The organism is Streptomyces bambusae (genome assembly GCF_019400985.1).
Classification (GTDB): Bacteria; Actinomycetota; Actinomycetes; order Streptomycetales; family Streptomycetaceae; genus Streptomyces; species Streptomyces bambusae_A.
Genome location: NZ_WTFF01000030.1, coordinates 13658 through 35305 on the forward strand (window position 1 = coordinate 13658; position 21648 = coordinate 35305).

The 21648-nt window shown below is 72.5% G+C and carries 21 protein-coding genes; 12 read left to right on the top strand and 9 right to left on the bottom strand.

What is annotated here, in order from left to right; translation table 11 throughout:
* Positions 1–35 precede the first annotated feature (35 nt).
* From GPJ59_RS07320 to GPJ59_RS07340, 5 genes are all read left to right on the top strand, one after another.
* Complete coding sequence (locus tag GPJ59_RS07320; RefSeq protein WP_219665627.1) at positions 36–857, top strand: phosphatase; 822 nt, start codon at positions 36–38, stop codon at positions 855–857.
* 124 nt (positions 858–981) lie between these two features.
* A complete protein-coding gene (locus GPJ59_RS07325) occupies positions 982–1191 on the top strand; it encodes a helix-turn-helix domain-containing protein (RefSeq protein WP_219665628.1) in 210 nt (69 codons plus the stop codon).
* Between the two features lie 121 nt (positions 1192–1312).
* On the top strand, positions 1313–1411 hold the full coding sequence (locus GPJ59_RS07330; RefSeq protein ID WP_003948845.1) for a 30S ribosomal protein bS22: 99 nt from the start codon (positions 1313–1315) through the stop codon (positions 1409–1411).
* Positions 1412–1511: 100 nt separating this feature from the next.
* The gene (locus GPJ59_RS07335; RefSeq protein ID WP_219665629.1) at positions 1512–2585 is read left to right on the top strand and encodes an NAD-dependent epimerase/dehydratase family protein; all 1074 of its coding nucleotides are present in this window, start codon (positions 1512–1514) and stop codon (positions 2583–2585) included.
* Positions 2585–3601: a lysophospholipid acyltransferase family protein gene (locus GPJ59_RS07340; protein ID WP_219665630.1), complete on the top strand. Its 1017-nt coding sequence runs from the start codon at positions 2585–2587 to the stop codon at positions 3599–3601. The genes GPJ59_RS07335 and GPJ59_RS07340 overlap by 1 nt, the downstream gene beginning before the upstream one ends.
* Positions 3602–3683: 82 nt before the next feature.
* Here GPJ59_RS07340 and GPJ59_RS07345 read toward each other — a convergent pair whose 3' ends face one another.
* From GPJ59_RS07345 to GPJ59_RS07355, 3 genes are all read right to left on the bottom strand, one after another.
* Positions 3684–4886, bottom strand: a complete 1203-nt coding sequence (locus tag GPJ59_RS07345) for a DUF5667 domain-containing protein (protein WP_219665631.1) — start codon at positions 4884–4886, stop codon at positions 3684–3686.
* A 237-nt stretch (positions 4887–5123) separates the two neighbouring features.
* On the bottom strand, positions 5124–5930 hold the full coding sequence (locus GPJ59_RS07350) for an ECF subfamily RNA polymerase sigma factor, BldN family (RefSeq protein ID WP_219665632.1): 807 nt from the start codon (positions 5928–5930) through the stop codon (positions 5124–5126).
* Positions 5931–6309: 379 nt separating this feature from the next.
* A complete protein-coding gene (locus GPJ59_RS07355) occupies positions 6310–7338 on the bottom strand; it encodes an HAD family hydrolase (protein ID WP_219665633.1) in 1029 nt (342 codons plus the stop codon).
* A gap of 108 nt (positions 7339–7446) precedes the next feature.
* On the opposite strand from GPJ59_RS07355, the gene GPJ59_RS07360 reads away from it, so the two are divergent.
* The 7 genes from GPJ59_RS07360 to GPJ59_RS07390 all read left to right on the top strand — a co-directional run bounded on the left by GPJ59_RS07360 (position 7447) and on the right by GPJ59_RS07390 (position 14972).
* Entirely contained in the window at positions 7447–7725 is a 279-nt protein-coding gene (locus GPJ59_RS07360) for a glutaredoxin family protein (RefSeq protein WP_219665634.1), read from the top strand.
* A gap of 272 nt (positions 7726–7997) precedes the next feature.
* Positions 7998–8825, top strand: a complete 828-nt coding sequence (locus tag GPJ59_RS07365) for a redox-sensing transcriptional repressor Rex (protein WP_219665635.1) — start codon at positions 7998–8000, stop codon at positions 8823–8825.
* Positions 8822–10651, top strand: coding sequence for a glutamyl-tRNA reductase (locus tag GPJ59_RS07370; RefSeq protein ID WP_219665636.1), 1830 nt, complete (start codon positions 8822–8824; stop codon positions 10649–10651). The genes GPJ59_RS07365 and GPJ59_RS07370 overlap by 4 nt, the downstream gene beginning before the upstream one ends.
* Positions 10648–11616 (top strand): hydroxymethylbilane synthase, encoded by a 969-nt coding sequence (gene hemC, locus GPJ59_RS07375; RefSeq protein ID WP_219665637.1) that lies wholly within the window; start codon positions 10648–10650, stop codon positions 11614–11616. The genes GPJ59_RS07370 and hemC overlap by 4 nt, the downstream gene beginning before the upstream one ends.
* A complete protein-coding gene (locus GPJ59_RS07380) occupies positions 11613–13280 on the top strand; it encodes a bifunctional uroporphyrinogen-III C-methyltransferase/uroporphyrinogen-III synthase (protein WP_219665638.1) in 1668 nt (555 codons plus the stop codon). The genes hemC and GPJ59_RS07380 overlap by 4 nt, the downstream gene beginning before the upstream one ends.
* Before the next feature lie 226 nt (positions 13281–13506).
* Positions 13507–14508, top strand: coding sequence for a porphobilinogen synthase (gene hemB, locus GPJ59_RS07385; RefSeq protein WP_219665639.1), 1002 nt, complete (start codon positions 13507–13509; stop codon positions 14506–14508).
* 191 nt (positions 14509–14699) lie between these two features.
* Entirely contained in the window at positions 14700–14972 is a 273-nt protein-coding gene (locus GPJ59_RS07390; RefSeq protein WP_219665640.1) for a DUF1876 domain-containing protein, read from the top strand.
* Between the two features lie 73 nt (positions 14973–15045).
* Here the strand turns inward: GPJ59_RS07390 and GPJ59_RS07395 are convergent, their stop codons facing one another.
* From GPJ59_RS07395 to GPJ59_RS07420, 6 genes are all read right to left on the bottom strand, one after another.
* Complete coding sequence (locus GPJ59_RS07395; protein ID WP_219665641.1) at positions 15046–15489, bottom strand: hypothetical protein; 444 nt, start codon at positions 15487–15489, stop codon at positions 15046–15048.
* Complete coding sequence (locus GPJ59_RS07400) at positions 15486–15995, bottom strand: RNA polymerase sigma factor (RefSeq protein ID WP_219665642.1); 510 nt, start codon at positions 15993–15995, stop codon at positions 15486–15488. Before GPJ59_RS07400 ends, GPJ59_RS07395 begins: the two co-directional genes overlap by 4 nt.
* Positions 15992–16486: a DUF3995 domain-containing protein gene (locus GPJ59_RS07405; RefSeq protein ID WP_308120177.1), complete on the bottom strand. Its 495-nt coding sequence runs from the start codon at positions 16484–16486 to the stop codon at positions 15992–15994. Before GPJ59_RS07405 ends, GPJ59_RS07400 begins: the two co-directional genes overlap by 4 nt.
* A gap of 116 nt (positions 16487–16602) precedes the next feature.
* Entirely contained in the window at positions 16603–20049 is a 3447-nt protein-coding gene (locus GPJ59_RS07410; RefSeq protein ID WP_219665643.1) for an Ig-like domain-containing protein, read from the bottom strand.
* Between the two features lie 332 nt (positions 20050–20381).
* The gene (locus GPJ59_RS07415) at positions 20382–21191 is read right to left on the bottom strand and encodes a VOC family protein (RefSeq protein WP_374200798.1); all 810 of its coding nucleotides are present in this window, start codon (positions 21189–21191) and stop codon (positions 20382–20384) included.
* Between the two features lie 83 nt (positions 21192–21274).
* Positions 21275–21517 (bottom strand): DUF397 domain-containing protein, encoded by a 243-nt coding sequence (locus tag GPJ59_RS07420; RefSeq protein ID WP_219665645.1) that lies wholly within the window; start codon positions 21515–21517, stop codon positions 21275–21277.
* Between the last annotated feature and the right edge of the window lie 131 nt (positions 21518–21648).

Genomic DNA, 21648 nt, shown 5'->3' on the forward strand with positions numbered 1-21648 from the left:
TGGGGTGTTCAGACGGGTGGGGCAGCATCGGGGGCGTGTTGAGCACCGGCGCCCTGCGGGCGCATCTGCTGGCGGCCCGGCTGGCCGGCCCCGTCGCGACCACCCGTGAGGAGAGCCTGCGCAGTTACCGGCTGTTCGCGGCGCGCGACCCGCGGGTGCTGCTGGGGCTGGAGCCGGACGGGCGCTGGGCGGAGGCGGACCTGCTGCGGCTGATGGCCGACCGGTGCGGGGTCTCGGCGGACCCGGCGCACGTCAGCGGCCCGGACGTGATCGATCCGGAGCGGACGGTGGCCGCGCTGGAGGCGTTCGCGGCGCGGCTGGGAGCGGCGGCGCGGGCGCGGGTGCCGGTGCTGCTGGGGACCGGGCACCCGCACCGGCTCCTGGAGTTCTACGTCACATTGGCGCGGGCGTTGTCGGCGGCGGGATGTGTTGTCCTCACGCCGGCGCAGGGCAGGCCCCTGGACGTGGCGACCCGGTTCGGTGTACGCACGTACTGCCTCGACTACGTACGAGGGGTCGCACTGGTGCGGGAACCCGGCGCGCGGCCCGCATGGAGTGGCACCGGCGCGCACACCCATTCACCACTGCCGGTTCGGATCGCGCTCGGGGCCCTCGCGGAGGCCGGGGGGCCGCTGCCGGAACTGGTGGTGGGGGATCACGGGTGGGTCTGCGGGGCAGGTCAGCTGGGTTTCGAGGCGATCGGGCTGGCGGATACCGACGATCCGGCGCTGTTCGTCGGGGAGGCCGAGGGGCGGGTGGCGGTGGCCGTTCCGCTTGATGACGCGGTCCGTTCGGACCACTACCGGCCCTTGACGCGTTATGTGCTCGATCGGGCAACCCGCTCGGCCCGGACGTGAGGACCGTAGCTCCTCTTCCCCACTCGTATCACACGCCCCTACTCTGGGGAGTGAGCGTGCGACGACGTGGAGTAACCGGAGGGGAAGCCGGTGCCCCGTCATGCGCGGAAGGTCAAGGTGTGACATGGCTGCTGACCAGAGGCCTCTGAGCGAGGTTCAGTTCCTTACCGTGGCGGAGGTCGCCTCGGTGATGCGAGTGTCGAAGATGACCGTGTACCGCCTGGTGCACAACGGCCATCTGCCCGCCATCCGGGTGGGCCGCTCCTTCCGGGTTCCGGAGAACGCGGTCCACGAGTACCTCCGGGAGTCCTTCGTGGGGGTGGAGTCGGCCTGAGACTGACCCCAGGGTGGCCCTCGGATTACAAGCTCTGCGCTCTGGCGGGTAGGCTAGGCCGACGTAGGTCGTGTGGGCCCAGACGCCCCGCACCAGTGAGAAGAAGTGAGCGAGGGTAGTCGTGGGCTCTGTTATCAAGAAGCGGCGCAAGCGGATGGCCAAGAAGAAGCACCGCAAGCTGCTCAAGCGCACCCGCGTCCAGCGCCGTAACAAGAAGTAAACGGCAGCTGTACGTGTTTCCCGCAGCCCCTCCACCATCCTGGTGGAGGGGCTGCGGTGCAGCCGGGTACTTCGTACGTCGCACGAGGAGGCGCTGAGCGGTGGGCAAGGTCGTGCTCGTGACCGGGGCTGCCCGGCAGCTGGGAGGCCGCTTCGTGCGCCGGATCCAGCGGGATCCGGACGTCGAACGGGTGATTGCGGTGGATGCGGTGACGCCCCCGCACCGGCTCGGGTCCGCCGAGTTCGTCCGCACGGACATCAGGCAGTCGGCGATCGCCCGCGTGCTCGCCGAGCACGCCGTGGACACCGTCGTCCACCTCGCGGTCACGGGCGGCCGGGCCACCGGCGTGCGCAGCGCCGTGAAGGAGACCAACGTCATCGGCACCATGCAGCTGCTCGGTGCCTGCCAGAAGTCGCCGACGGTGCGCCGGCTGGTGGTGAAGTCCAGCACCAGCGTCTACGGGGGCACCCCGAGGGACCCGGCCGTCTTCGCCGAGACCACCCAGCCCAAGACGCTGCCCTCGGCGGGCTTCGCGAAGGACGCGGTCGAGGTCGAGGGCTACGTACGGGGCTTCGCGCGGCGCCGGCCGGATGTGGCGGTGTGTGTGCTGCGCTTCGCGAACATCCTGGGGCCCTTCGCCGACTCGGCGCTCGCCGAGTACTTCTCCATGCCCGTGATGCCGACCGTCCTCGGCTACGACCCGCGGCTGCAGTTCGTCCACGAGGACGACGTCCTGGACGTGCTCGGGCTGGCGGCGCGGGAGCCGCGGCGCGGGACGCTCAACAGCGGCACCTTCAACATCGCGGGTGACGGCGTCCTGCTGCTGTCGCAGTGCTCGCGGCGGCTGGGGCGGCCCACGGTGCCGCTGCTGCTGCCCGCGGTGACCTGGGTGGGCTCCGCGCTGCGCACGGTCGGGGTGACGGACTTCTCGCCCGAACAGATCCGTCTGCTCACGCACGGGCGTGTCGTGGAGACCACGCAGATGCGGGACGTGCTCGGATTCGAACCGATGTATACGACGGCCGAGACGTTCGCGGACTTCGCCCGGAGCCGGCGCGGCGCGCTGCTGCCGCCGGACCGGGTGGGCCGGGCCGTGGACGCGGTGGCGGGGCTGCTGGACGTCGAGCTGGACGGCGTACCGGACGGCGCGCTGGACGAGGGAGCGAAGAGATAGTGGCGGACGCCAAGGTCATTCCGTTCGACGAGGAGCGTCCGCGGCGGCGGCCGATGGGCCGTCGGGTGCGGTCGGTGCCCGCGCCGGAGCCGGTGCCGGTGCCGGCGGCGGAGCCCGGGCTCCCGGCCGGGGCGGAGCCGGCCGCGGGTCCCGTACCGGCGGGGCCGGCCGTACGCCCGGACTGGGACCGGCGGATCGCGGGCGGGCTGGCCTTCCTGCGCCGGCGGCTCACCGGCGAGTACGAGGTCGACGACTTCGGCTACGACAAGGAGCTCACCGACCAGGTGCTCATGTCGCTGCTGCGGCCGTTGTACGAGAAGTACTTCCGGGTCGAGGTCAAGGGGATGGAGAACGTCCCGGCCGAGGGCGGGGCGCTGCTCGTCGCGAACCACTCGGGCACCCTGCCGCTGGACGGGCTGATGATGCAGGTGGCGGTCCACGACCACCACCCGGCGCAGCGGCACCTGCGGCTGCTGGCGGCGGACCTGGTGTTCATGCTGCCGGTGGTCAACGAGCTGGCCCGCAAGGCGGGTCACACGCTGGCGTGCGCGGAGGACGCGCAGCGGCTGCTGGAGGCCGGGGAGCTCGTCGGGGTGATGCCGGAGGGCTTCAAGGGGATAGGGAAGCCGTTCGGCGACCGCTACAAGCTCCAGCGCTTCGGGCGTGGCGGGTTCGTCTCGACCGCGCTGCGGGCGGGGACGCCGATCGTGCCGTGCTCGATCGTGGGCGCGGAGGAGATCTACCCGATGGTCGGCAACGCCAAGACGCTGGCGCGGCTGCTGGGGGTCCCGTACTTCCCGGTGACGCCGACCTTCCCGTGGCTGGGGCCGCTGGGGATGGTGCCGCTGCCGACGAAGTGGACGATCCAGTTCGGCGAGCCGATCCCGACGGACGGGTATCCGCCGGAGGCGGCCGAGGACCCGATGCTGATGTTCAACCTGACGGACCAGGTCCGCGAACAGATACAGCACACCCTCTACAAGCTGCTGGTGCAGCGGCGGTCCGTCTTCTTCTGACGCCCGGCCCGGTGCCGGTACGGCGAAGCCCCCGGCCGTCGGTCGTCCGACGGTCGGGGGCTTCGTCTTGGTCCGCTTCGGCCTACTCGGCTTCCTCCGCCTTGAGGCCGAGGCCCGGGAGCAGGCCCGGGAGGAGCGGGGGCAGGGTGATCTCCTGCTTGGGCTGCTCGGCCTGACCGGACGGGGACGGGCTGGTGCCCGCCGCCGGGGGCTGAAGGAGACCGTCCGCGCCGCCGAGGAGGCCCTGGCCCTGGGTCGCCGGTGCGCCGGCCGTGGACGGGGTGCCGGCCGCCGGGGTGCCCGACGGGGTGGCGGCGGGCTTGTTCTGCTGCTGCGGTGTGCCCGCCGGGGTGCCGACGGGCCGGGACGCGGGTGCGCCGCCCCGCGTCTGCTCCGGCGGCTTCGGCAGCAGGGACTGCAGCGGCGCCACGTCATCGTCTATGGCCTTGAAGACCGAGCTCACCTGGTCGCCGACGTCCGTCAGCTGGGGCGGGAGGGCCTGGCGCAGCTTGCCCCACACGTCGCGGTGCGTGCGGGAGAAGGACGTGAGCGCCTGGATGGGTCCCAGGGAGCCGTCCCTCTGGTACGCCGAGTGCAGCAGCCGGTGGGCCTCTGCCGCGTCGTGCCGCATGCCGGACAGGGCCCGGCGGATGGCGCCCAGCGACTCGTGGTCGAGGGGCCCGGCCTTGCCGCGCTCCATCAGCCGGCGGGCCTCCGACAGCCGGGTCGAGGCCTGGGTGAGATACAGCTCGCCCCGGTCCGCGTCGTCGTCGGCCATGCCGAGCTTGAGGTCTTCCATGCCCCGCTTGACCGGGTACAGCGAATCACCCGGCAGGGCGTCGGTACTGGCAGCGGCCACACCGCTGAACGCCCCCGCCGCCACGCCGACCGTGAGCCCCCCCGCTGCGATGCCCTTGGACCAGCGGGAGCGGGGCCGCAATTTCCGGAGCGAGGTCGCCCGGTGGGCGCCGCGGCCGGTCCGCTGTTCGGGCACCAGAGGGTCCGAGGCGGCACCGCCCCCGGCCCTCTCCTCCATCACCATGGCCTCCATGGCGGCCACGAGCTGGGCTCGCTGCACCACCTTGACCTCGGCGTCCAACTCCGGGCGCGGCATTTCGCCGAGCGCGCTCGCCAAGGCCAACAGCCGGTCGTGCTCGGCAGGTTCGGCAGGTGCCTCGGACTGCTCGGCCGCCGGCTCCCGTTCCGAGGGGTCGGACGACGTCCGGTCCTCCAGGGCCTGGGCGAAGGCGTTCGCCCGCCGGTGGGGAGAAACGTTCGCGATCACTGGCGGCACCTCCTCTCGTCATGACGATCGACTCCCCAAGGTGTCCGGAAGGTTGCCTGCCTTGAGCGCATCCACACTTTCGAGTGAGCGGCTTCGGGCATGGCGTGTCCACAGGGAGCCTGCATTCCGCACAACGAGCGTCGCGGCACTTGGGTTACGGACGAAGGATGATCGGACCACAGCGTCATCGAGGGGTCACCGGTTGTCGAGGGAAGGCAGGGCAGTCGGCGCCGGGCGTCAGCGGGCGTCGTCCGGGAGCAGGCGGGCCAGGGTGCGGACCGCGCGGTACTGGAGGGTCTTGATCGCGCCCTCGTTCTTGCCCATCACCCGGGCCGTCTCGGCGACCGAGAGGCCCTGGAGGAAGCGGAGGGTGACGCACTCCTGCTGCTGCGGGTTGAGTTTCCGTACGGCCTCCAGCAGGGCCGCGTTGGAGAGGGATTCCAGGACGGAGTCCTCGGGGGACCGTTCCACCTCGTTCGCGTCCAGCATCTCGCCGGTCGTGACCTCCAGCCGGAAGCGGCTGGACTTGAAGTGGTCGGCGACCAGGTTGCGCGCGATCGTCACCAGCCAGGCGCCGAAGTCGCGGCCCTGCCAGGTGAAGGTCGAGATGCGGCGCAGGGCGCGCAGGAAGGTCTCGCTGGTGAGGTCCTCCGCGGTCGCCTTGCCGCCGACGCGGTAGTAGATGTAGCGGTACACCGTGTCGCTGTACTGGTCGTAGAGCCGGCCGAAGGCCTCGGCCTCGCCGGCCTGGGCGCGTTCGACCAGGTCCATCATGCGGGCGCTGTCGCTGTCCGCGGTGGGACGGCGGGTGGTGGAGGTGGCTGCGCCGCCGCCGCTCGCGCCGCCGCTCGTACGACCGCGTCTGCCCACCGTCGCTCCGCCGTCGGTCAGGGCATAGCAAGGACCGGCATGGCCGAGGCCGGCAGGGACCGCGGCGAAAGCGGGGACGGCGTACGCGGTGGGGACGAAGCCACGCAAGTGGTCGAGGACCGTTGCGCGCAGCGTAGCCAGGCCCGAGGCGTCAACCCCGACAGGTGGGTACACGGGACTCCCAGAGGCAGAGCTTCCATCACGTGCAGTGCGGGACCGTTCACCCGTCGTGGCGACGAATGGGCGGTGGCATGCGTCTGAGGAGAATAACGCTTCGTACAGGCAGTGCTACACCCAGTTGCGCAAATCATCGATTCCGACACTTCCGTTGCGTGTCGAGGGCATATTCGGTCGCGGACTGTGATCGATTGCTGATCGTTTCGGCGTCCGGAATGGGCGCTTCCGAGGCCGCTCGCGACCGACTCGGGCATACGGGAGTGGCGCGCGGGACGCACGGGTAGACCTGGGGGAATGTGCCGCCCGGGCAGGTCCGGGCGGCGGGCAGGCCGGAGCGGCCGGCGGCGGTCGGGCGGCCGGTCCGGTGAGAGACGGGCTAGCGGCGGCGGCGGTGCAGGGCGATCGCGGCGGCCGCGCCGCCGGCCAGTGCGCCGACTCCGGCCGCGGCGGGCACGCCGACCTTCACGGCCTTGCGCCCGGTGCGGTAGTCGCGCAGCCGCCAGTCGTGCTCCCGCGCGTGCTTGCGCAGTTTCGTGTCGGGATTGATCGCATACGGGTGGCCGACGAGCGACAGCATCGGGATGTCGTTGTGCGAATCGCTGTACGCCGCGCAGCGTTCGAGGTCGAGCCCCTCGGCGGCGGCGAGCGCGCGCACCGCCTCGGCCTTCGCCGGGCCGTGCAGGGGCTCGCCGACGAGGCGGCCGGTGTAGACGCCGTCGACGGACTCGGCGACGGTGCCGAGCGCGCCGGTCAGGCCGAGCCGGCGGGCGATGATCGTGGCCGTCTCGACCGGGGCGGCGGTGACCAGCCACACCTTCTGGCCGGCGTCGAGGTGGGCCTGGGCCAGCGCGCGGGTGCCGGGCCAGATGCGCTCGGCCATGTACTCGTCGTAGATCTCCTCGCCGATGTCCATCAGCTCGGAGACCCGGTGGCCCTTGACGATGGACAGGGCGCTGTCGCGGGCGTCCTGCATGTGCTCGGGGTCCTCGACCCCGGCGATCCGGAACCAGGCCTGCTGCCAGGCGAACCGGGCGAGTTCGCGGCGCCGGAAGAATTCGCGCTTGTACAGACCGCGGCCGAAGTGGAAGATCGCGGCGCCCTGCATGACGGTGTTGTCGAGGTCGAAGAAGGCGGCGGCGAGGTCGTCGCCGGCCACCGGGAACTCGGCCGGCGCCTCCACCGCGGCCTCGGGCGCGGGCGGCGCCTGCGCCTCCTCCGCCACGGCGGGCAGCTCGGCCTCGGCCTCGGCCTCGGTGGGCGGCTCGGCTTCGGCCTCGGCCTCGGTGGGCGGCTCGGCTTCGGCGAGTGCGGTCTTGCGGGCGGCCTCGGCCGAGGCCTCGCCGGCGAGCACGCTCCGTGCCGTCGCGGAGCGCCTACGGGGGGTGAGCCATCCGGGAGCGGACATGACGCGAGCATAGCCACTGTGTTCGGTGCCTTCCGAACCGCCGGGATGCGGGGGTGTGAACTCTTCGGGGCGCAGGTGTTACGCCGCGGGCGGCGCAGAATGGTGGGTATGAGTCCTCTGCTGCGTCGCAAGGAAAAGAAGAGTCCCGCCGAGCGGTTGGTCACGCTCGTCGGGAAGCCCGGGTGTCATCTGTGCGACGACGCCCAAGAAGTGGTCGAGAAGATCTGCGCCGAGACGGGCGCGCGGTGGGAGAAGAAGGACATCTCCCAGGACGAGGAGCTCTACCGGCTCTACTGGGAGCAGATCCCGGTGGTGCTGGTGGACGGTGAACAGCACACCTTCTGGCGGGTGAACCCGGACCGGCTGCGGCGGGCGGTGGAGGGCTGAGTCCTCCACGGTGACGATCGTGGGCGATTTGCGGGGACTCGGGGGAGTATCGATGAGGAGTGTGCACCGTTTTGCCCCCCTCGGGATTTGAACGGGTTCGGCCGTTTCGCCACTCCACCCCCGCGCACCCGGACCGCGTGACCCCGGTCACTTTGGTCGGACAAAGCGGACACAATCTTTGTGCACACGTTCACAAAGACATAGCCTGCTGTCGACGGGGCGGTCTTGGGACATCTGGCCGCCTGCAGCCCCGCTCATCCCGCAGGAGCATCGTGGCAACTGGCCGAACTCACCGACCGGCGACCCGCAGCCGAGGCATCCCCGAGGCCACCGTCGCCCGGCTCCCGCTGTACCTGCGGGCACTCACCGCGCTCTCCGAGCGTTCGGTGCCCACGGTGTCCTCCGAGGAGCTCGCGGCCGCCGCCGGCGTGAATTCGGCGAAGCTGCGCAAGGACTTCTCCTACCTGGGCTCCTACGGCACCCGCGGCGTCGGCTACGACGTCGAGTACCTCGTCTACCAGATCTCCCGCGAGCTCGGCCTGACGCAGGACTGGCCGGTCGTCATCGTCGGTATCGGCAACCTCGGCGCCGCCCTGGCCAACTACGGCGGCTTCGCCTCGCGCGGTTTCCGCGTCGCGGCCCTGATCGACGCGGACCCGGCGATGGCCGGAAAGCCGGTCGCCGGCATCCCCGTGCAGCACACCGATGATCTGGAGAAGATCATCGAGGACAACGGCGTCTCCATCGGCGTCATCGCCACGCCCGCGGGCGCGGCCCAGCAGGTCTGCGACCGGCTGGTCGCGGCCGGCGTCACCTCCATCCTGAACTTCGCGCCGACCGTGCTGTCCGTGCCGGACGGGGTGGACGTACGCAAGGTCGACCTGTCGATCGAGCTGCAGATCCTCGCCTTCCACGAGCAGCGCAAGGCCGGCGAGCCGACGGCGGCCGCCCACGGCGTGGCGGGGGCACCTGCCGCGCCGACCGCACCTGCTGCCGCGGCCGCTGCTTCCGCGCCTGCTGCCCCCGCCGCGGCCGCCGCGACCCCCGGCTCCCGCAAGGGCCGCCCCGAGGGTGACGTCCCGGCGGTGATGCCGGCATGAGTCTGCTCGTCGTAGGGCTGAGCCACCGCAGTGCGCCCGTCAGCGTGCTGGAGCGGGCCTCGCTGTCCGCGGACGCGAAGGTGAAGCTGCTGCACGACACGCTGGCGGCGGAGCCGGCCACCGAGGCGACGGTGCTCGCCACGTGCAACCGGATCGAGCTGTACGCGGACGTGGACAAGTTCCACGCCGGCGTCGCCGAGCTGTCCACGCTGCTCGCGCAGCACAGCGGCGTTGCGCTGGAGGAGCTCACCCCGTACCTGTACGTCCACTACGAGGACCGGGCGGTGCACCACCTGTTCTCGGTGGCGTGCGGCCTGGACTCCATGGTGGTCGGCGAGGGGCAGATCCTCGGCCAGATCAAGGACGCGCTGGCGCTGGGCCAGGAGCTGCACACGGCCGGGCGGCTCATCAACGACCTCTTCCAGCAGGCCCTGCGGGTCGGCAAGCGGGCGCACTCGGAGACCGGCATCGACCGGGCCGGGCAGTCGCTGGTGACCTTCGGGCTGGAGCAGCTGGCCGTGCGCGAGCCGGTCGCCGACTGGGCGGCGGGCAAGCGGGCGCTGGTGATCGGCGCCGGCTCGATGTCGTCGCTGGCGGCGGCGACGCTGGCGCGGGTCGGCGTGGCCGAGATTGTTGTGGCCAACCGGACTGCTGAGCGGGCGCAGCGGCTCGTGGAGATCCTTGGCGCGTCGGGGACGGGCGTGTCGGCGCGGGCTGTTGCGATGGCGGACGTCGCGGACGAGCTGACACGAGTCGACGTGGCGGTGTCCTGCACGGGCGCGACCGGGCTCGTCCTCACCGGCGAGGACGTCGCCGCGGCGCTCGCGAGGCACGGCCTTGACCTGGCCGGGCCGGCTGCCGAGGCTCCTGCCTCGGGCTCCGGTGTGGGCGGGGCGCTCGGCGTGGGCGGGGCCAGCCCTGCGGGCGGCTCTTTCCCCACCCCGCCCCTTCCCGTAACTGGGGCTGCGCCCCAGACCCCCCGGGGCTCCGCCCCGGACCCCGCGCCTCAAACGCCGGCGGGGCTGGAAGGTGCGCCTGACGCCGACGTTGTCGCGCGGCTTGCCGCTGCCGCGCAGGCCCTCGGGCGGCTGGCCGACGCCGGGGCCGCTCGGACGCTCAGTGCTGTGGCCGGGGACGCGTGCCCCGTGGAGTTGCCCGGGCCCGCCGGGCGTACCGCGCTGGCCGGGGTCGATGCCACCTCGCTCGAACTGCACGGCGCCTGGGCCGACCAGGGCGGCGCCGCCGCCCAGCGGCCGCCGCGGCCGCGGTCCGCCGCGGGCCGGGCCCAGGCCGATCCCGCGACCGTACGGCTGGCGCTGCTGGACCTGGCCATGCCGCGGGACATCGACGCCGCCGTGCACCGGATGCCCGGCGTGCGGCTGGTGGACATCGAGTCCCTCGCCGAGGCCTCCGCCGACGCGCCGATGGCCGCCGACGTGGACGCCGTACGCGCTCTCGTCGCGGACGAGGTCGCGGCGTTCGGCGCCGCGCAGCGCGCCGCGCACATCACGCCCACCGTGGTCGCGCTGCGCGCTATGGCCGCCGAGGTCGTGGCCAGCGAGGTCGCCCGGCTCGACGGGCGGCTGCCCGACCTCGACGAGCGGCAGCGCGCCGAGGTGACGCAGACCGTGCGCCGCGTCGTGGACAAGCTGCTGCACGCCCCGACCGTGCGCGTGAAGCAGCTGGCGAGCGAGCCCGGCGGCGCCGGGTACGCCGAGGCGCTGCGCGAACTTTTCGATCTCGACCCGCAGACGGTCGCCTCGGTGGCCTCCGTCGGACAGGCCGACAGGAACGACGACCCAGGAATCGCAGGACGGGCATCATGAATTCACGTCACGACCAGCCGCTCCGGCTCGGCACGCGGCGCAGCAAGCTGGCCATGTCCCAGTCCGGCCACGTCGCGGAGGCGGTGCGCGCCGTCACCGGCCGCCCCGTCGAGCTCGTGGAGATCACGACGTACGGGGACGTCTCGCGCGAGCACCTCGCGCAGATCGGCGGCACCGGCGTTTTCGTCACGGCGCTGCGCGACGCCCTGCTGCGCGGCGAGGTCGACTTCGCCGTGCACAGCCTGAAGGACCTGCCCACCACGCAGCCCGCCGAACTGGTGCTCGCCGCGATCCCGCGGCGCGAGGACCCGCGCGACGCCCTCGTCGCGCGTGACGGCCTGACCTTCGAGCAGCTGCCCGACGGCGCCCGCGTCGGTACCGGTTCGCCGCGCCGCATGGCGCAGCTGAACCACTACGCCCGCGCCCTCGGCAAGCGCATCGAGACCGTCGCCATCCGCGGCAACGTGGACACCCGCATCGGGTACGTGCGCGCCGGCGAGCTCGACGCCGTGGTCCTGGCCGCCGCCGGGCTGAACCGGATCGGCCGCGGCGACGAGGCGACCGACTTCCTGTCGGTCGACAACGTCCTGCCCGCCCCCGGCCAGGGGGCCCTGGCAGTGGAGTGCCTCGCGTCCGACGCGGACCTCATTGCCGCCCTCGGTGAACTCGACGACCCGCACACCCGGGCCGCCGTGACCGCCGAGCGGTCCCTGCTCGCCGCCCTGGAGGCCGGCTGCAGCGCCCCCGTGGGCGCGCTGGCCGACCTTCTGGCCGACGGGGAGATTGTCAACGAAATGCGCCTGCGTGGCGTCGTCGGCACGATCGACGGCTCGACGCTGGTGCAGCTGTCCACCACCGGTCCCGTGCCCCAGTCGCACGACGAGGCTGTGGCGCTCGGTCGCGAACTCGCGGACGAGATGCTCGCCAAGGGCGCGGCCGGTCTGATGGGGGAGCGAGCGCTTTGAACCCCTCAAGTCCCACCACCTTCGCGTTTCCGGCCGCCGCGGGCCAGGGGCACGTCACCTTCCTCGGTGCCGGCCCCGGCGACCCGGGGCTGCTCACGCTGCGCGCCGTCGAGGCGCTGACGGCCGCGGACGTCCTGATCGCGGAGCCCGAGGTGCTGGACGTCGTACGGGCGCATGCGCGCGCTGGCGTCGACATGCCGCAGCTGACCGTCGCTGACGAGGCGTCAACGGCCGCCGGGCTCCCGGTGATCCGGGACGCAGCCAATCTTGTCATGGAGGCGGCGCGCTCCGGCAGGCGGGTCGTGCGAGCGGTGACCGGCGACCCCGGGCTCGACGGCAACGCCGCCGACGAGATGCTCGCGTGCGCCTCGGCCGGTATTCCGTTCGAGGTGGTGCCCGGTGTCGCGACGGCGGTCGGTGTGCCCGCGTACGCGGGTGTGCCGCTGCGCGACAACCAGGGGACCGACGTCCGGTTCGTGGACGCCCGGACCGCCTCCGCCCGGTGCTGGAACGAGGTGGGCGCCAGCGACGGCACCCTGGTCGTCTCGGCGACGCTGGAGACGGTCGCGGCCGCCGCGGCGGAGCTGGTGGGCGCCGGGCGCAAGCCCGACACCCCGCTGACCGTGACCGTGGCCGGTACGACGACCCGGCAGCGCACGTGGAGCGCGACGCTCGGCACGATCGCCCAGGTCTTCAAGCAGGGCAAGATCCTCCCGTCGCCGGAGGGTGCGCGTCCGGTGATAGCCGTGGTCGGTGAGCACAGCGCCGCCGCGCGGCGCGAGGATCTGGCCTGGTTCGAGTCGAAGCCGCTGTTCGGCTGGCGGGTGCTCGTCCCGCGGACCAAGGAGCAGGCCGCCTCGCTCTCCGACCAGCTGCGTTCCTACGGCGCGGTGCCGCACGAGGTGCCGACCATCGCCGTGGAGCCGCCGCGTACGCCCCAGCAGATGGAGCGCGCGGTCAAGGGCCTGGTGACGGGCCGCTACGAGTGGATCGCCTTCACCTCGGTCAACGCCGTCAAGGCGGTGCGCGAGAAGTTCGAGGAGTACGGGCTCGACGCCCGCGCCTTCGCCGGGATCAAGGTCGCCGCGGTGGGCGAGCAGACGGCCGCCGCGCTGGTCGAGTTCGGCGTGAAGCCGGACCTGGTGCCCAGCGGCGAGCAGTCCGCGGCCGGGCTGCTGGAGGACTGGCCGCCGTACGACCCGGTCTTCGACCCGATCGACCGCGTCTTCCTGCCGCGCGCCGACATCGCCACGGAGACGCTGGTCGCCGGGCTGATAGAGCTCGGGTGGGAGGTCGACGACGTCACCGCCTACCGGACCGTGCGCGCGTCGCCGCCGCCGGCGGACACGCGTGAGGCGATCAAGGGCGGCGGTTTCGATGCCGTCCTCTTCACGTCCTCCTCGACCGTCCGCAACCTGGTGGGCATCGCCGGCAAGCCGCACAACGTGACCGTCATCGCCTGTATCGGCCCCGCCACGGCGAAGACGGCGGAGGAGCACGGCCTGCGGGTCGACGTGCTCTCGCCGGAGCCGAGCGTGTCGAAGCTGGCGGAGGCCTTGGCCGAGTACGGCGCGGCGCGCCGCGAGGCGGCGAAGGCGGCGGGCGAGGCGGTGGCCCGCCCGAGCGAGCGCCGGCCGGGGGCGCGCAGGCGTCGTACGACGTGACGAGCCCACCGCTGCGCGGGGCCTCTTCCCCACCCCGCCCCTTCCCGTAACCGGGGCTCCGCCCCGGACCCCGCGCCTCAAACGCCGGCGGGGCTGGAATGGGCGGGGCTCCGCCCCGGACCCCGCACCTCGAACGCCGGCGGGGCTGGAGTGGGCCCGGGTGCAGCAGCGCCTGGGCCCTACGCTTGGCCTGACTGTTCTCGAAGAGCTCGAAGAGGCGACGAAGATGAGCACGTACGGTTCCTTCCCCGGCTCCCGGCCGCGCCGGCTGCGCACCACCCCGGCGATGCGGCGGATGGTCGCGGAGACCCGGCTGCACCCGGCCGACCTGATCCTCCCGGCGTTCGTCCGCGAGGGCATCAGCGAGCCGATGCCGATCTCGGCGATGCCGGGCGTGGTCCAGCACACGCGGGACACGCTGCGCAAGGCGGCGGTGGAGGCTGTGGAGGCCGGGGTCTCGGGGATCATGCTCTTCGGTGTCCCGGCGGACGAGAACAAGGACGCGCTGGGCACGGCCGGCACCGAGCCGGACGGCATCCTCCAGGTGGCGATCCGCGACGTGAAGGCCGAGGTCGGCGACGACCTGGTGATCATGTCCGACCTGTGCCTGGACGAGTACACCGACCACGGCCACTGCGGGGTGCTCGACGCCGAGGGCCGGGTCGACAACGACGCGACGCTGGAGCGGTACGCGGAGATGGCCCAGGTCCAGGCCGACGCGGGCGTCCACGTGGTCGGGCCGAGCGGCATGATGGACGGCCAGGTCGGCGTGATCCGCGACGCGCTGGACGAGACGGGCCACGAGGACGTCTCGATCCTGGCCTACACGGCGAAGTACTCCTCCGCCTTCTACGGCCCCTTCCGCGAGGCCGTCGCCTCCTCGCTCCAGGGTGACCGCAAGAGCTACCAGCAGGACCCGGCGAACGCCCGGGAGTCGCTGCGCGAGCTGGCGCTGGACCTGGAGGAGGGCGCCGACATGGTCATGGTCAAGCCGGCCGGGCCGTACCTGGACATCCTGTACCGGGTCGCGCAGGCCGTGGACGTGCCGGTGTCGGCATACCAGATCTCGGGCGAGTACGCGATGATCGAGGCTGCGGCGGAGAAGGGCTGGGTGGAGCGTGACCGGGCCATTCTGGAGACCCTGACGGGCATCAAGCGGGCGGGTGCGGACACGATCCTTACGTACTGGGCGACGGAGGCTGCCACCTGGCTGCGGCGCGAGCGCTGAGTCTTTGCCTGAGCGGCGGGGGCGCGGGCGGTTGCGGGGGGCGCGGGACGCGTGAGCGGGCTCACGCCGGTGGTCCCGGGGTGCCCGCCCGTCCCGCCCAGCGGGACGATCGCCCACCCCTCTCCCTGCGCGGATTCCCGGCCACAGGCGCACCCTGGTAGGAAGAGGTCGACCTCTGGAGGTGAATCGCCATGGCCACGCTGGTCGGGTGGCATGTCGAGATGGAGTTCTCCGAGGAGGGTCACCGCACCAGTGCGGCGGCCCTGGTCAGGCTCCCCGACGGCACCGAAATGAAGGCGCGCGGCTACGCCATGCGCCACCCCTCGGATCCGGAGCAGCTCCGGGTCGGTGAGGAGATCGCGGGCGCGAGGGCGCTCATGGATCTCTCGTCGCAGTTGTTGTCGAAGGCCCACACTGAGATCGACGAGGCCACGGGCAGGCACTCCTACCCGCTGACCCACTGAAAGTGAACCGAAAGTGAACCGAAAGTGAGGCGTGCGGGGCCCCGGGGTCCCGCACGCCCTGCGGAGGCGGTGGTCAGCGCTCCAGCCGGGTCGCCAGCCGGTCCCCGGCCGAGGTCAGTTCCCGGAGCGTGCCGAAGGGGACGACCGCGGCGCGGGTGGGGATGCGTACACCCCCGGTCAGGGCGATCCGCGTGCCGGTCCCGCCGGGTGCGGGGGCGGCGGCCAGGCCCACGATCAGGAAGCGGCTCTGCAGCCAGCACCAGCCGGGGCGGCGAAAGCCCCGCAGGTGGGCCCGGAAGCCGTACCTGCTGCGGGCCAGCGCCTCGATCCGGTCGCCGTCGGTGCGCAGGACCCACACGCGCTGGAGGTCGGGGAGGAAGTCCAGGGCGGCCATGGCCTCCCAGACCTCCTCGAAAGGCGCGGGCAGGATCCGTTCGGCGACGCGCGCGCCGCGCACCCCGGCCGCCATCACGTGCAGCCGCTGGACGGTGTCCATCTCTCGGGTGGGTTCGGTCACGCGGACCACGCCTTTCGGAAGCTCGTGCGGGCCCGGTGCAGCCGGGACTTCGCGGTGCCGGCCGGGATGCGCAGGAGTGCGGCCGCGCTCTGCTCGTCCAGGCCCTCCACGTCCCGCAGCACGAGTACGGCCCGGTGCTCGGGCGAGAGGCGGGCCAGGACGTCGTCGATGTCGGTGGCGAGCTGCGGGTCGCCCCCGGCCGGTACGTCCGCCAGCTCGGCGGGACGCGCACGGGAGGCCCGCCGGGCGATGCGGACCGCCTCGCGGACGGCGACGGCCCGCACCCAGCCGTACAGCGCCTGCGGGTCCTTCAGGGATCTCAGCTGCCGGAACACCACCAGCAGCGTCTCCTGCACCGCGTCCGGGCCGTCCGCGAGGGCGATCGGCGTACAGACGCGCGAGACGTACGGGCCGAGGTGGTCCAGCAGCTCGTGCAGCGCGAGGGTGTCCCCGGCCCGGGCCGCCCGCGCCAGGGCCACGCCCCGGTCCCGCCGTTCACCGGTCATGAAGCACCCAGCGTAGGCGGGAGCAGGCGGGTGGCGGCCAGGGCGGCGAAGAACAGGCAGAGCGGGGTGTACAGGAGCAGGTTCAGCCAGTGGAACGCGGGGCCGGCGGAGGCGTCCACGATCCCGGACGCCCAGACCAGGCCCAGCAGTCCGCGGGCGAGCAGCCCGGCGGTGACCGCCCAGGCGGCCGCGGCGGCGAACCACCCGCCGCGGCCCCGCCCGCGGGCGTACAGCGCGGCGGAGGCGACCAGCCCGAGGACCGCCAGCGGCAGGACCACGCGCGGGGCGAAGGAGACGACCGTGCCCAGCACGGCCAGGGACAGCGCCCGCTCGCCGGGCGCGGGCCAGGTCAGGCCGGTGGCCCAGTACAGATGGACGAGCCCGTCGACGGCGAACAGCGCGGCGAGCGCCCGTCCGGCCCGCAGGCGGCGTACGGGATCGACCGCATCGAACGCAGCAGCCACGTTGACCACGTTGACCACATTGACCACGTTGGCTCCTCGGGGTGTTGGCGAACCGACACCCCGAGGAGGAGCCGCACCGGACGGACGTTCCCTGTGTGCTGCGTCACATCCGGTCGGCCACTGCGTCCACTGCGTCCACTACGTCACATCCGGTGCGGCTTCGGGGAGTTGGGCGCGGCCGGGGCCTTCGCCTTCGGCTCCTCCACGTAGGTCGGCTTGAGGGTCACCTCCTCCGTCTCCAGGAAGTCGATGCTCGTCCTGGCGTCCGTGGTCCGCGGGTAGCGGACGTACACCGACCCGGCGCCCTTCTGCTTGCCGTGGTCCTTGGTGATCTGCGCGCCGGGCGCGCCCGCCCGCACGATCAGCTGGTCGCCCTTCGGCGGCTCGACCCCGGTCGGCGGACCGCCGTCGACCGACAGCTGCGCGTTGACCGTGTCCTTGACGGTGATGTCGACCGTGTCCCGGCCGCCCCGCGCGAGGATGCCGATCCGCTCGGCCTGCTCCGTGACGATGGACAGCCCCAGCAGCTCCGTCAGCGAGACCGGGTCGCGGCGCAGCAGCGGCAGCGACTCGACGTGCAGCGTGGTGAAGGTGTCCACGATCCCGCGGATCGTGTCGCCCCGCGTGGTGCCCACGATGGTCACCTCGTCGTCGCCGCCCAGGGTGGCGACCTCGATCTCCCCGCCGACGTGCGAGAAGTTGATCACCTGCGAGCCCGCCCGGGTCAGCCGGCCGCTGGCGATGCCGGTCGGCGTGAAGGTGAGCCGGTCGTCCTTCGCGCCGCCCTGCACGGCCGCGCCGTGCCCGTTCGCGTCGAGGTGGACGTACGGGATGCCGCGGATGCCGACGTACCCGCCGGGGATGCCCGGGTAGCCAGTCACCGTGCCCTCGGCCACGTCGACCAGCAGGTCGGTGGTGGCGCCTTCCAGCCGCAGCGAGTGCTTGGCGATGGTGACCGCCAGGGACGGCGAGGCCGCGCCCAGGTTGCCGGCCAGGTCCTCCAGCCGGACCGCGACGCCGTAGCGGCCGTCACGCAGGGCCGCGCTGGTGACCTCGTACGCGCCCGCCGGGGTGGCCGTGTCCTTGCCGACCTCGGCCGCCGAACCGCCGGCCGGGGTGGCCAGCAGCCGCACCAGGGCGTTCGGCTCCACCTCCGAGCCCTGGAAGGCGGGCTTGATGATGGTGGTGATGTTGTCGATGTCGTTGCCGGAGGTGTCGCTGGAGGCCAGCAGGTCCGGCGCGGTGCCCGGCGCGGCCGGCGCGACCGTGTCCAGGTTGATCAGCAGCCTGTGGGCGCTCTCCGCGCCCGAGCCGACGACGTGGCCGGTGCCCGGGACGCCCGGGTCGTCGGACGGGTCCACGATGATCACCTCGGCGGTGATCAGGTTCTCCCCTTCGGTCAGGACCGGGTCCAGGTCGATCTGGTACAGCCCCGGCTTGCCCGCCGGGTCGACCGGTACGGCGAACCCGACGCGCTGCCCGTCGCGCTCCACGGCCACCTTGTAGCCGGGCGTGTCGTCGGCGAGCGTGGCGGTGGCGTTCTGCGGCGACAGGGGGATGCCGGCGGTGCGCAGCTCCGCGTCGTCCACCCGCAGGAACAGCTCGGGCCCGGCGACGTTCGTGACGTCGTCGTTGTCGAAGCGGCCCGAGTCGGAGCCGTGCTTGAGGTCCAGCCCGAACGGCTCCGGCGCCTCCCGGGCCACGACGACCAGGTCGTACGTCGCCTGCGGCGGGTCGTCCGGCGAGGCGTCGCCGGGCCGGGTCGGGTCGGCGACCCCCGCCGCGCTGACCACGACGTAGTACACCTCGTCACGCACGACCGGGATCGCCAGCCGGCCCGTGGAGGTGCCCGCGCGGGTGGTGACCGTCCCCGTGGCGACGCGCCGGCCGAACTTGTCGTACGCGCGCACCGCGAGCGGCGACAGCACCTCGTTGAAGCGGATCTCCGCGGTCACGTGCCCGGTGTGGCGGGGCGTGATGCGGAAGAAGTCCACGTCCGTGGCGGTGTGCAGGGTCAGCCGCGGCTGGTTGAACCGGTCGTCCGAGCCGAGGTCGGCGGCCACCGCGTGGTCGATCGACTCGTTGGGCTCGAAGGCGTCGGGGAAGGCGCCGAGCAGGGAGAAGGTGTCGTAGTACGTGGCCTGCGCGCCCTGTGCCCCGGCGGTCGGCGTCGGCGGGGTGGTGTTGCCGGTCCAGGACGCGTAGCCGATGCCGTTCACCGTCCACAGCCCGTTGTACTCGCCGATGCGCAGCGTCTGCGTGGTGGAGCCGGCGCCGCAGGAGAACCGGCACGGGGCATTGAGGTCCGGGTCGAACAGGTCGTCGCCGACGCGGAAGTCCCGCGACCAGGTCTGCCCGCCGTCCCGGCTGGCCGTGCCGTACAGCTCCAGCAGGAAGTTGTTGTTCCCGTTCGGCCCGGTGCCGCCGTTGCGCCGGCCGTTGCGGTTGTCGTACCAGGTGACGACCGCGTTGCCGTCCTGGTCGATGTGGGCGGTCGGCATCACGGCGAAGGTCTGCCCCGGCCCGTGGTCGACCCGGCCGCGCGTGAAGGTCTGGCCGTTGTCCGAGGAGCGGGCGATGACCACGTCGGCGTCGTCGCCGTTCGCGAAGACGTTGTTCGGGTCGTCGTTGGCGACGACGTAGACGTTCCCGGCGCGGGCCGGGTCGGGCAGGATCCAGGGCTGCATGCTGCCGAACAGCCAGAAGTCGGTGCCCGGGATGTTGTCGCCCGCGTCGTCGACCACGTTGCACGTGACGGTCGACCGCCCCGCCGTGAACGGCGTGGTCCGCTGCTGGACCGTGCCGTTCTCGAAGTCCTCACCGCCGGAGCCGTCGCGCAGGAGCACCGTGGTGCCCTGTGTCGGCGCGCCGTCCTGGCCCTCGACGCACGCGTTGGCGTGGTACCCGAGGTACAGGTCGCCGTTCGGACCGACAGCGGCATGGGCGGGCCAGGGGTTCGCCTCGCCGGGCGTGGACAGCACACGCGGCACCGACCACGCCGTGGCGCCGACCTCGAAGCGGGAGAACTGGATCTCCCAGGCGGGGTTCGCGAGGTGCGTCCAGACCACGTAGAGGTTGTCCTGGTACGGGCTGGTGGGATTGGCATCGGCCACCAGCCACGCCTTGTCGTGGTTGAAGGCGCTGTTCCCGCTCACCTGGGCCGCGGTGTACGTCTGGTTCCCCGGGGTCGTCAGGTCGTTGATCCGGCCGACGCCCACACCGAACCGGCCGCCGGTGTTGAAACTCGTCGACAGGTGCGTGACGAACAGCCGCCCCTGCGAGTCGAAGGCGAGGACCGGGTCACCGGAGCACGGGAGGGTGGAGGTCCGGGTGATCGGGAAGTTGTCCCGGCCCCAGTTGTTGTCGATCCGGACGGTGCAGCCCTGCATCACGGCCACCTGGGCCGGCCTGCGGGGATTGACGGTGGCGTTGTGCGGCTCGAAGCCGCCGGTGGCCAGTCTCTGGTCGGTGCCCGCGTGCGCGGCGGGGGCGGCGGGCCCGAGGAGCACGAGGGACTGGAGGACGAGGAGGAAACTGCTGACGATGACGGTGAGGGCACGCCTGTGCAGGCTGTGCCGGGCTCTGCTCATGCCTGAGCACTGTGGCACCGGGCGACCGGCGCGCCGGGGCGCACCGGTCGCGACGTCACGGGAATTCACCAAGATCGCCGACAGGGCCACGCGTATGGAGCACAGGGGCCCGGCGGGCGGAACGTTTCGGCGGTCCGCACTTGACGTCCAACCGCTCACGGAACCCGGGGCGTCGGCGTCGGCGTCGGTGGTGAACGGGTGGACGCCGACGCCCCGGGGCGAGCACACGCGGCGGGGTGGGTGGACCGGCGGTGCGGGGTGAACTGGCTGCCCGCCAGGCCCGGCTACTCGACGGAAGCTACCCGACGGACGTCAGACCGGGTACTCCGGCGTCAGACGGGTTGCTCCGGCGTCATCGCCGAGTGGATCACCGAGAACACCGCGCCCTGCGGGTCGGTCAGCACCGCCATCCGCCCCGCCACCATGTCGAACGGCGGCGCGAGCACATTCGCCCCGGCCCGCTCCGCCGCCGCGACCACGCTGTCGGTGTCGTCCACGCAGAAGTACGGCATCCAGTGCGGGCGGTTGCCGGGCGGTGCCTTCTCCAGGTTCATCAAGCCGCCGACCGCCCGCCCGTCGACCTTGAACTCCATGTAACCCTCGGCGCCCTCCATCTCCGACGGAGTGGCCGTGACCGGCAGCGCGGCGGAGTAGAAGGAGCCGGCCGCCTGCGGGTCGGTGGTGCTCAGCTCGTTCCAGATCAGCGCACCGTGCTCGTTGACGATCCCGGCCCCGTAGAAGGACTTCGCCTCCCACAGCCCGAACACCGCGCCCTGCGGGTCGGCCACGACCGCCATCCGGCCGATGTCCATGACGTCCATGGCGCCCATGACCGTGTTGCCGCCGGCCTTGTCGATCGCGGCGAGCGTCTCGTCCACGTCGTCGGTGGCGAGGTACGTCGTCCAGGCCGCCGGGGGCATCGGGTCGGGCGTGGACCCGTCCGGGTTCATGGCGGCCATGATCCCGGCGACGGGCTTGCCCTTGAGCTCGCAGACGGCGTAGCCGCCGGCCTCGGCCGGGCCGACCTCGCCCTGCCAGCCGAACAGGTCGGCGTAGAAGTCGATCGCGGCCTGCTGGTCCGGCACCATCAGGTCGATCCAGCACGGGGTACCGGCCTTGTAGGGGCCGTTCTTGTCGGGCACGGGGGCCTCCGATGAGTGGGCGGGGAAGGACGGGCCCTCCCCTACCCATGTCACGCGGCCCCCGAATCGACCCGTCCGGGTGACTACGCCCCGACCCATCCGGCAAGCGCCGACCAGGCGGCGGGGGTGAGGCGGAGCTCGGGGCTGTCGCTCAGCAGCTTCGAGTCCCGGACGTGGACGGTGCCGGGGCATGCGGCAACCTCGACGCAGTTACCGCCTTCGCTGCCGCTGTAGCTCGACTTCCGCCAGGCGACGGCCACTTCGAGGCAGTTGCCGCCGTCGCTACCGCTGTAGCTGGACTTGAACCACGTCAGGTCGGTGTTCATTGCTCTCCGTAAGTTGTTAAGCGGCCCGGGAGGGCCGGGTGTGGCTGATAGCTCTCTGCCAGTCGTGGCTCGCGAGGAGTGGCCGCCCGGCTCTCCGGGGCGCCCTGGCTGCTGATTGAGATGTGCGCGCC